This window comes from Undibacterium sp. JH2W (assembly GCF_049340425.1).
Lineage (GTDB): Bacteria > Pseudomonadota > Gammaproteobacteria > Burkholderiales > Burkholderiaceae_D > Undibacterium.
Window position 1 is genome coordinate 24,184 of the sequence record NZ_JBMPOT010000032.1, and the last position, 9,908, is coordinate 34,091.

Consider the following 9,908-nt stretch of genomic DNA (forward strand, 5'->3'; position numbering starts at 1 on the left):
GACTTATTTACATCTAATGATGACTGCTTTATGAACAGGGCCTGCTTCCGGTAAAGCAATATTGAGCAGGACTTGTGAGCAAGATTGAGCTGTCGTGCAGCACCAAAGCCAGGCCCAGCTTGCGGCTAAAGTAAGTCCTTAATGTATATAATGCGCCACAAACTGCTGCATATTCCCACGCCGTCTGGGGTCAAAGATACAGGCAAACCCCACCTCATCAAGCTAGCCTTTTTCACTTGCCCCCAAGGAGAAACCCATGTCACAAAGCACCCAAGCCATAAGCAAACCCAGCTCGCCTGCATGGCAAAACTGGAGCCAGAATCTGCATTACCAGGGCGACAATTATTACTACACGCCACGTAACCGGGCGGAGTTGCAAGCCATTATCAGCAATGCCGCTGCACAAAACAAGCAAGTGCGTGTGTCTGGCCAGCGTCATTCACAAACCCCGCTGGTGGCCAGCAGTGAAACACCAACCAGCAAATTCTTTATCGTTGACTTATCTTGCTATGCTGACTTGGGCAATGAGGGTGACCAGCGCATGCAACTCGGCAGCGATGGCAGCAGTGTCACCGTCAACACTGGCGTGCGCGAAGATGAGCTCGATGCATTTTTAACGCAAAATAAATTGATGCTGGAAACCGTCACCGCTGGTGGTTTTTTCAGCCTTGGTGGCATGACTGCGGTGGATGTGCATGGTGCCACTGTGCAGGCACCGATTTTTGCTGAGACCGTAAGCGCCTTTGTCATCATGGGGCCGGATGGCGTAGTGACGACCATCGATGCCAGCACACCCAGGGTCGGCCTGTGGTCACCGCTGCAATTTGCCCGTGTGTCTCTGGGGACATTGGGTGTGGTCACTGCTGTCACTATCAAGGTATTGCCACGCCCTTATGCCAATAGCCTGACATCCGGCATCACCGACAGCGTATGGGAAAACACCCATGACTTCAGCAATGGCATGGCCAGCTTGCTGGCCTCGAAAACCAGGCTGGAGATTTTCTTCAACCCCTATGCCCTGACTGGCACCAGCAATTTCACCACGGCCTGGTGGGATGTAGAGGCAGGTTCAGGCGCAGCCCCCGTGCCCCAGCCCGCGGCAGACGCCTGCCAGCTGGCGCAAAGACAAGAGTTTGGTGCGCCCTATCTGCCCTTTGGGGAAAACATTGCCGAAGATGCCGCCCTGTATGCCCAGAGTTTCGATGCCCCCATCGTCGGCACGGCGGCGGCGTCTGTCATCACCTCGACCGCCATCTCGGTCATCAAGAGTGAAGTCAGGGCAGCGGGTAAAAACAATTCTGACTTGTGGCTGGGGGATGCCGCCAGGGTCATCTTCATGTCTTACTTCATAGAGTTGCCCGATCTCACACCCGCCAGCCTGAGCAAGATCTGGACAGTCTTGAAATCCGTCAGCGACAAGGTGAATAAAACCAGCAACTTCCACATCGCAGCACCGATGGAATTTCGCTTCATCAAGGGTGGTGATACGGCCATGGCTGGCACTTATACCAGTAAGGCCAATGCCCATTTCGTCAACCTTGACCTGATCGCCTTTGTCGCCGTCAATGCCAGCAAGACCGGCCTTGATTACCCAGCCAAGATGCTGAGTTTTTTTGCCGAAGTCGAAAGCGAATGGGTGGCCCTGGGCGGCTGGCCACACAATGGCAAGATGTATGGTTTTTATGACCCAGCCACCGGCCCTGGCGCTGCAACACCACCTTTCAATCCGGCTTTCCTGAGCCACTTGCGCAGCCGCCGGCCGGAACGGGTGCAAGCCTTTGACGACTATCGCCAGAGCCGCGACCCCAAGGGGATGTTTGTTAATCCCTATGTGGCGAGATTGCTGGGGTAAGCGCATTGCCCTGTAGGAGCGGCTTGAGCCGCGAATGGCCGGGCAAGCTCGTATGTTGCGCCGTGCGCACCGTTTTTATATGTACAAGACGGTGAGCGCGGTGCAGACCTGCAGGGTGCGTAGGGTACGTTATTACGCACCGATTTTTCATTGCATCAACTACGCGATGTCAACCATTCGCGGCTGAAGCCACTCCTACATACTGCATCATGGTGAATAACCGACTGCTGCTTGTGCCTGCATGGTGCGTTATAACGCACCCTACTACCCGGAATAAATACCCGTTGATTCAATAACGCGCTTCATCGTTTCAGGAGCGCTTTTTTATTTGGTTTACTACAGCCAGCTGCTTTATCATGTCAGCACGCAATGTCGACCGCGCATGACAAGGTATAAAACTGCGCTTGCAAGTCTTGACCACACCAAAGGGCCCCCATGTTGAAACGCATTTTGCTGACGCTCACTGCCTGCTGCCTGCCGGTGTTTTCTGCACAATCAGTGCAAGCCGCCACAGTCAGCTCGGCCTATATGGACAGGCCCGAGGGCCAGCGGCATTATCTGCTGGCGCAGGCACAACAAGCCGCGCCGGGCAAACATCCCCTGCTGATCTTGCTGCACGGCCATGGCGGTACTGCCACCCACCTGTTCGGACAAGAACGGCTGGCCTCGCCCTTGTCTTCGTGGTTGTCGATTGCCGACCGCGAACATCTGGTCATCATGGCTCCTGATGGCAGCAAGGGCAGCGATGGCAAACAAGGCTGGAATGATTGCCGCCGCGATGCACCCACCAGCCCCAGGACAGATGACAGCGCGCTCATCAACAGCCTCATCGACAAAGCCATCGCCGAATACAATGTTGACCCGGCCAGGGTGTATGTCATGGGCATGTCAAATGGTGGCTTGATGACTTTACGCCTGGCCAGCGAAATCGCCCCCAGGCTGGCAGCTGTGGCCACCGTAGGTGCAGGCATGGCCGCCTCGAGTTCATGCCCGCCAGCAGAGACGCCGCTGTCAGTCATGATGGTGGCAGGCACCAAGGACCCGGTCATGCCCTATGCTGGTGGTGACATCAGCTTTGCTCTATTGCGCTCACGCGGCAGCGTACTGAGTGCAGAAGCCAGCGTCGAGCACTGGCGCAAGCTGGCGCAATTGCCGGACACAGCAGCGAGCTATACCTTCCCGCACCGCGACCCCGCCGACACGACCAGCGCCAAACGCCTGCTGTGGGGTGAAGACCCAGGCAAACTGCAAGTCGAATTCTTGCAGATAGACGGCGGTGGCCATATCGAACCCAGCATCAGCAAACGCGCAGGCTGGATGTATAGCAGCATCGTCGGCGCACAAAACGCCGACCTGGAAATCGCCGAAGAGGCATGGATATTTTTCAAGGATAAACGGGCGGGTTTGAAGCCTTGAAAGCAGCCAGTAGGGTGCGTTATAACGCACCGGTTTTTCATTGAATAAACTATGGTATATCAAGCATTCGCGGCTGAAGCCGCTCCTACAAACTGCATTATTGCGAAAACCGCATAACCGGTATCTTATGGGTGTGTACATGGTGCGTTATAACGCACCCTACTGTGCTGGAAGACCCTGCCGCTGAAAACAAACTCAGGGCAAGACAAAATCAAAATTATAAAAATGCTGCTTGTCTTTGATGTCTATGCCCATGGTGCCGCTGAGACCAGTCAATTCTTCTGTGCCTGAATCTGGCACGACCTGTATCGTCAATTGTGGCTGGCCACGGTTCATGGTGCCGGTGTGCATGAGAACAAAGCTGCCTTTCTTGCCCATTAAAGTGCCGCTCACTCTTTCTATGGCGACATAGCCTGCCGAGCCCTTGATCTCGCCCATGGCGGACAGCATTTCACCCAGGCTGTGGGCTTGCAGGTCGCCATGGAATTGCTTGTCTATGGTCATGCGGCCCAGCCTGGCGGCTTCTATGCCGGGGGCGGCTGCTTGCGGGTTGAGCTTGACATCAAATTTGCCGGAAATGTGTTGCATGCGCTGCTCCTTTACAATGGTGGCTGGGATAGTGCTGCTTGTTTGTCCTTGTGCCAGGCTAGTCGTAGTGTACAGGCTCAAGCTGCTGGCAACGAGCAGCATGCCGGATAAAATTGTTTTCATGATGACTCCATCGTTAAAATTCGCCGCTCTGCTTGAGCGACAACATAAATAAGTTACAAAATAAGATGAACAAGATTAAACCAGAGCCAGCTTACAGATGATAGTAAAAACGCGACAAGTCACCAGACAGGTGCAGGCATGAGTCAGGCAACCCTAAAAGATGCAGGCCCGGCCCGTGGCGTCTTGCGCCCGGCCTTTAGCGAAGGTGAATTCCAGCATCACCGCCAACTACCCTCGCCTGCACTGGCTGGCCTGGTGGCGCATTACTGGTATGTGGCCTGGGATTTGCGCGGCCTGCCTGCGCAAGAACAAGCCACCCTGCCTCATCCCAATCTGCACCTGGTGGTAGAACACGGCCAGGCCCGCATCTATGGCGTGCATAGCGGGCGCTTCATGCGGACCTTGCAGGGCAAGGACAGGGTATTTGGCATCAAGTTCCGGCCTGGCGGGTTTTATCCTTTCTACCGGCAGGCAGTGGCGCAACTGGGCAATAGCTCGATAGACGTGGCTGCCTGCTTTGGGGCCGATGGCGCTGCATTTTGCGCAGACATCCTGGCGACAGACGATGTCACGGCCATGTGTGCTATCGCAGAAACTTTCTTGCTGCGTCACCTGCCACCGCCCGATGCACAAGTCAGCCACATCAGTGACTGGCTGGCAAGGATAGAGCAAGATCGCGATATCATCGCGGTGGAAGATGTCATGGCCATCGCTGGCCTGGATAAACGCAGCCTGCAAAGACTGTTCCAGAAATACGTGGGCATAGGCCCTAAGTGGGTGATACAACGCTACCGCCTGCATGAAGCCATCGCCCAGGTGCAGGCAGGCAAAACCACCAGTTGGGTCGACCTGGCGCAAGAGCTGGGCTACTTCGACCAGACCCATTTCGTGCGTGACTTCAAACAGCTGGTGGGGATGACGCCGGGGGAGTATGAGAAGAGTCTGGGCTTGTAGGCGAATGTAATACCGCTGCAACTGTATTGCAATTTTCTGCCAGGGTTATGTTTTAATCATCGCCATGGTGAATCATCTATTTGCAAAATAATTAATAACATACTATCTTGAAATAACCACCGCTCCCCACTATTCAGGAGGTTGCATGCAATACGATCCCAGCAAGACTGCACTGTTTCATCCTGAATCCCAGCCTGCGCTGCTGGGGACAGACTTACCCTGGACCACGCATGCGATTTGTGCCGAGCTGGCGCGGCTGGCTTATTGGCATTATGAAGAAGGTGGCCAGGTGCTGAGCCACTTCAAGAATATACTCACACAGGCGCTATTTACTGAACCGGCCCTGCTACTTGATACCCGCACCGATCTCATCAAGCGTACCGGCACCCAGGGTTTTGCGGTCAGCAAAGGGGGTACTGCCTATGTCGCCTTTCGCGGTACCCAGCCAGACGACCCTACCGACATCCTCATCGATGGTTTGTTCTGGCCTGTGGCCTGGCAGGGTGATGGCCTGGTGCATGATGGTTTCTTGCGGGCCTATGACAGCATCGCCGGGCAATTGCATGCATGGCTGGAGCAGAGTCAGGCCAGCCGGGTATATATCACGGGGCATAGCCTGGGGGCAGCGGTGGCGACACTGGCAGCAGCCTTGTTACCAGACAGCCGCCTGGTGACTTTTGGCTCACCACGGGTGGGCGATGCGGTCTTTGCAGCCATGTTCAAGAACCGCGTGGTAGACCGCTATGTCAACTGCGCTGACATCGTCACAATCCTGCCGCCAGAATCAGAATATTATGAGCACCTGCACGGCATGCATTATCTGGACCGCCATGGCGCCCTGATCGCCGCCGCCAACAGCCTTGATATGTTGCAAGACCAGACCATCGCCAAGGCTGAATACCTGTTTGAATATGCCTGGCGCAGCGAGAATGTCGGCTTTCGTTCTCTGGCTGATCATGCGCCTGTGAATTATGTGCAGGCGGTGCTGGGCTTGTGAGGGATGTTGCAGGTTGGGCAGCGTCGTAGGTTGGGAAAGTTGCGTAGGTTGGGCTAATATTGTAGGTTGGGCTACGGTTTACCAGCCCAACACTGGGCGGTTGGATAAGGTATACGTTTGTTGAGGCCCAGTGTTGGGCTGATGAGGCGTAGCCCAACCTACGTTCTATACCAACCTACGTCATCGCCATCTCAAAAAATGCTATCCTAAGCAAACTCCCGATTTCATCCACCATGCCCGCCAGCCCGCAAAAACAATTCACCATGATCGCCTGCCAGCTACCCGGCGTGGAAGCGGTGCAGGCGCAATCCCGGCATAGCTTTGGGCGGCATATGCATGCGCAGTTTGGTATCGGTGTGGTCTTGCAAGGCGCACAAAAGTCGCTCAGTGGCCGTGGTGTGGTCGAGGCCGTGGCGGGTGATACGATTACTGTCAACCCTGGCGAGATCCATGATGGCACACCACTGAGCGATGCTGGCCGCAGCTGGCAAATGCTGTACCTGGAACCGGCGCTGATCGCCACATTGATGGATGACATCAGCGAGGGTAACAGCAGGCAGGCAGAATTCAGCCTGCCGGTGATACGCAATACCCGTATCAGCCAGGCGGTACGGCACTTGTTTGCTACCGTGACATCACCACAGGCTGCAACGATGTCGGGAGAAGAGCAAATGCTCTTGCTCTTCTCCCGTCTCATGCAAGAGCCTGACAGCCAGCCGGAAGCAGCACCGCCAGCAATACAGCATGCGCGCAGCCTGATTGATGATGATCCTACCGCCGAACTGAGCCTGCAAACCCTGGCGCAGCAACAAGGCCTGAGTCGCTTCCAACTTTTGCGCGCCTTTGCCAAGAGCACGGGCATGACACCGCATGCCTATATCCTGCAACGCCGCTTGCAACAGGCGCGCCGCCTCATTGCTGCTGGCATGCCACTGGTGCAAGTGGCTGGCGAATGCGGCTTTGCCGATCAAAGCCATATGACGCGGCTATTCATCCGCAATTTTGGTCTCTCGCCCGGCGCTTATGTGCAGCGCTGATGCTCTACTTCCCTGCTTAAATCTCCACTGCAATTTTATTCAAGACGCACCCACAACTCACTGTCACGCTCATGCTTTTTAAGATGAATGGGGCAAAAGATGTCAGACAGGTTATTGGGATATATGTATTTGGCGCTGGCGATGATACTGGTCGGCAGCACGGTGGTAGCCAGTAAGATGATAGGTGATGGCTTGCCGGTATTCACCGCCACGGCGCTGCGCTTTGCAATTGCCTTGCCCTGCTTTTTATTCTTGATGCGCGTCACTGGCACACGGCTCCCCCGCTTAGATAGACGTGACTGGGTCTTGTTGATCCTGCAGGCAGGTGCTGGCAGCGTCGGCTACACCAGTCTGCTCATCACAGGCATGCAGATGACATCCGCTGCCGATGCCGCTGTCATCATCGGCAGCCTGCCCATAGTCTCGGCTGCGATTGCCATCGTCGTGCTGAGAGAAAGGCCGCAAGCCAGCCTGCTGCTGGCGGTATTGCTGGCGGGGGCCGGGGTGTTGTCGATAGCAGCCAAGGCAGGTGGTGGCGACCAGCATTCACTCACAGGCAACGCCCTGATCTTTGCAGCGATTATTTGCGAAGCCTTGTTCATTTTGCTCAATAAACGCCTGAAGACTGCCATCGCACCGCTGGCCCTTTCCACCATCATGACTGGCCTGGGCCTGGCTTTATCGCTCATCCCTGCCCTGCTAGAAATGCCCTGGACGCTGACCATCGATAGCCATGCCATCTGGGCCACCGTCTATTATGCGCTGCTGCCTACCGTCGCCGGTTTCTTGCTATGGTATGCTGGTGCAGCCAAAGTCAGCGGCAGCGAAGCCGCCCTCTTCACCGCGCTGGCACCGGTATCGGCTGTGATGCTGGCAGTGCTGGTGCTGGGCGAATTAGTCAGCAGCAGCCAGCTCATCGGCATCGCATGCGTATTGCTGGCTATAGGCGGGATGGCGGTGTTGGGCAAGCGTGGCGCAGATAATGCGAAGGAAAAAATTTCCTGAATTCGTAGGGTGCGTAGGGTAGGTTATTGCGCACCAAAAACTGTGTGTGTAAAAACGGTGCGTTATAACGCACCCTGCATATGCCAAAATCAAACTGGGATACCTCTGCTATGCCAGCACGTCCGCACAAAAACCGTGTACATTAACAGGCTACTCTCAACTGACCATCCTGTCTTGCAGGAACCTGCCATGCTCATCAAAAAAACGCTCTCACTTTGCATCGCTCTCGCCCTGTCCAATAGTCTGCTTGCTGCCACAGCCCAGGCGCAAAGCCTGTCGCCAACCGAACAACAAATCGTCGCCGCCGTGCAGGCGCGTTCTGAGGCTGCCTTGCAATTACTGGAGCGCAGCGTCAACATCAATAGTGGTACGCTCAATCATGCAGGTGTGCGCGAAGTCGGCAAGTTATTCAGCAATGAACTTGAGAGCCTGGGTTTCAAGACCAACTGGTCTGAGATGCCCGCTGCCATGAACCGGGCCGGACATTTGCTGGCCGAGCGTGAGGGCAAGCAGGGTAAGCGCGTGCTGATGATAGGCCATCTCGATACCGTCTTTGAAAAAGACAGTCCCGTGCAATTGTGGGACAGGAAAGGCAATCGCGTGCGCGGCCAGGGTGTCAATGACATGAAGGGTGGCGACGTCATCATGATAGAGGCCCTGCGCGCCCTGCATGCCGTGGGTGCACTTGACAATACCCGCATACAAGTCATCTTTAGCGGTGATGAAGAAAGCGCTGGCCACCCCACCGCCACGTCCCGCGCCGACCTTGTCAATGCAGCCAAACGCAGCGATGTGGCGCTGGCCTTTGAGGGCACGGCACTCGACGGCCAGGGCAATGCCACAGGCACCGTGGGCCGCCGTGCCTCTGGCGGTTTTGTGTTGGAGGTGAAAGCCAGACAAGGGCATTCTGCCGCGGTATTTGGCCACAATGGTTACGGCGCGATTTATGAAACAGTGCGCATACTGAATAGCTTTCGCGAACAATTGATAGAGCCTGACCTGACCTTCAACCCCGGCAATATCATAGGCGGCACCGAGATAAGCTACGACAGCCAGACCGGTAAGGGCACGGCATTCGGCAAGACCAATGTCATCGCCCCCAGCGCCGAGGTGCATGGCGATTTGCGCTACCTCAGCGCAGAGCAGGGCCAGCGCGCCAGAGAGCGCATGAAAGACATCGTCAGCAAGAGCTTGCCCGGCACCAGCGCCACGATCCGCTTCTCAGAAAACTATCCGCCCATGTCACCCACGCCTGGCAACGACGCCCTGCGGGACCTGTATTCCAAAGCCAGCCTTGACGCTGGCCTGGGCGAGATCAAGGCTTTCCCGCCGGGTGAACGTGGAGCTGGCGACATACAATTCGTCGCACCGTATGTAGACAGCCTGGATGGCCTGGGCGCTACCGGCAGAGGTGCGCACTCACCGGATGAAGACCTGGATATTTCTTCGATACAGAAAGCGACGATCAGGACGGCGATTTATTTGTATAGGTTGACAAGGTGAAGGGCTGCGTTGCCATGCACGGCAAATATCAATCAGAACCAGGAAAATGGCGTAAATACGCGGTGATCTATAGTTTTTTTGATTTTGTTGATGATTGCTCTTGATTTATTGAGGATGGTGGGCAAGTAAGGCCGTAGGTACGATTAGCGCAAGCGTAATCGTACGCATGGTCAGCGGCAAGCCTCCATGCTGCTTGACTATCCCTGGCCGTGCGATGAGACAGAATCCGGCATGTATCACGCTCACATCGCAATGGGACAGGCGGACAAGTGGATTGCTTGAGACGACTTGTAATTTGAGGCATCGCATGCGTACGATTACGCTGCGCTTGTATGGTTATAAGTGACGATTTCTGGGAAACTAGAAAGCGTCGGGGTGGAGGGACAACGCTGCGCATCTGCAGTTTTAGCTGACAGACTCGATTAGAACTCTC

General features: G+C 55.5%; 8 protein-coding genes. 7 read left to right on the top strand and 1 reads right to left on the bottom strand.

Going from position 1 to position 9,908, the window contains the following annotated elements; translation table 11 throughout:
- Window positions 1-256: 256 nt before the first annotated feature.
- Together ACO0LC_RS28000 and ACO0LC_RS28005 are read left to right on the top strand one after the other, a co-directional pair.
- Window positions 257-1,852: a D-arabinono-1,4-lactone oxidase gene (locus ACO0LC_RS28000; protein WP_423009340.1), complete on the top strand. Its 1,596-nt coding sequence runs from the start codon at window positions 257-259 to the stop codon at window positions 1,850-1,852.
- Between the two features lie 435 nt (window positions 1,853-2,287).
- Window positions 2,288-3,268, top strand: coding sequence for an alpha/beta hydrolase family esterase (locus ACO0LC_RS28005; RefSeq protein WP_423009342.1), 981 nt, complete (start codon window positions 2,288-2,290; stop codon window positions 3,266-3,268).
- Window positions 3,269-3,463: 195 nt separating this feature from the next.
- Here the strand turns inward: ACO0LC_RS28005 and ACO0LC_RS28010 are convergent, their stop codons facing one another.
- On the bottom strand, window positions 3,464-3,979 hold the full coding sequence (locus ACO0LC_RS28010) for a DUF3224 domain-containing protein (RefSeq protein ID WP_423009344.1): 516 nt from the start codon (window positions 3,977-3,979) through the stop codon (window positions 3,464-3,466).
- Between the two features lie 138 nt (window positions 3,980-4,117).
- Here ACO0LC_RS28010 and ACO0LC_RS28015 point away from each other — a divergent pair, with 138 nt between their 5' ends.
- The 5 genes from ACO0LC_RS28015 (at window position 4,118) to ACO0LC_RS28035 (ending at window position 9,475) form a co-directional block, all read left to right on the top strand.
- Window positions 4,118-4,933: a DUF6597 domain-containing transcriptional factor gene (locus tag ACO0LC_RS28015; RefSeq protein WP_423009346.1), complete on the top strand. Its 816-nt coding sequence runs from the start codon at window positions 4,118-4,120 to the stop codon at window positions 4,931-4,933.
- Between the two features lie 145 nt (window positions 4,934-5,078).
- Window positions 5,079-5,930: a lipase family protein gene (locus tag ACO0LC_RS28020; RefSeq protein ID WP_423009348.1), complete on the top strand. Its 852-nt coding sequence runs from the start codon at window positions 5,079-5,081 to the stop codon at window positions 5,928-5,930.
- 233 nt (window positions 5,931-6,163) lie between these two features.
- A complete protein-coding gene (locus ACO0LC_RS28025; RefSeq protein WP_423009350.1) occupies window positions 6,164-6,967 on the top strand; it encodes a helix-turn-helix domain-containing protein in 804 nt (267 codons plus the stop codon).
- Between the two features lie 99 nt (window positions 6,968-7,066).
- Window positions 7,067-7,972: a DMT family transporter gene (locus tag ACO0LC_RS28030; protein WP_423009352.1), complete on the top strand. Its 906-nt coding sequence runs from the start codon at window positions 7,067-7,069 to the stop codon at window positions 7,970-7,972.
- Window positions 7,973-8,161: 189 nt separating this feature from the next.
- Window positions 8,162-9,475, top strand: a complete 1,314-nt coding sequence (locus tag ACO0LC_RS28035; protein WP_423009354.1) for a M20/M25/M40 family metallo-hydrolase — start codon at window positions 8,162-8,164, stop codon at window positions 9,473-9,475.
- The last annotated feature ends 433 nt before the right edge of the window (window positions 9,476-9,908 follow it).

What these genes read in the sequence shown, in the direction of transcription:
- ACO0LC_RS28000 (WP_423009340.1), top strand. Translation starts at nt 257, where the DNA reads ATGTCACAAAGCACCCAAGCCATAAGCAAACCCAGCTCGCCTGCATGG.
- ACO0LC_RS28005 (WP_423009342.1), top strand. Translation starts at nt 2,288, where the DNA reads ATGTTGAAACGCATTTTGCTGACGCTCACTGCCTGCTGCCTGCCGGTG.
- ACO0LC_RS28010 (WP_423009344.1), bottom strand. Translation starts at nt 3,979, where the DNA reads ATGAAAACAATTTTATCCGGCATGCTGCTCGTTGCCAGCAGCTTGAGC.
- ACO0LC_RS28015 (WP_423009346.1), top strand. Translation starts at nt 4,118, where the DNA reads ATGAGTCAGGCAACCCTAAAAGATGCAGGCCCGGCCCGTGGCGTCTTG.
- ACO0LC_RS28020 (WP_423009348.1), top strand. Translation starts at nt 5,079, where the DNA reads ATGCAATACGATCCCAGCAAGACTGCACTGTTTCATCCTGAATCCCAG.
- ACO0LC_RS28025 (WP_423009350.1), top strand. Translation starts at nt 6,164, where the DNA reads ATGCCCGCCAGCCCGCAAAAACAATTCACCATGATCGCCTGCCAGCTA.
- ACO0LC_RS28030 (WP_423009352.1), top strand. Translation starts at nt 7,067, where the DNA reads ATGTCAGACAGGTTATTGGGATATATGTATTTGGCGCTGGCGATGATA.
- ACO0LC_RS28035 (WP_423009354.1), top strand. Translation starts at nt 8,162, where the DNA reads ATGCTCATCAAAAAAACGCTCTCACTTTGCATCGCTCTCGCCCTGTCC.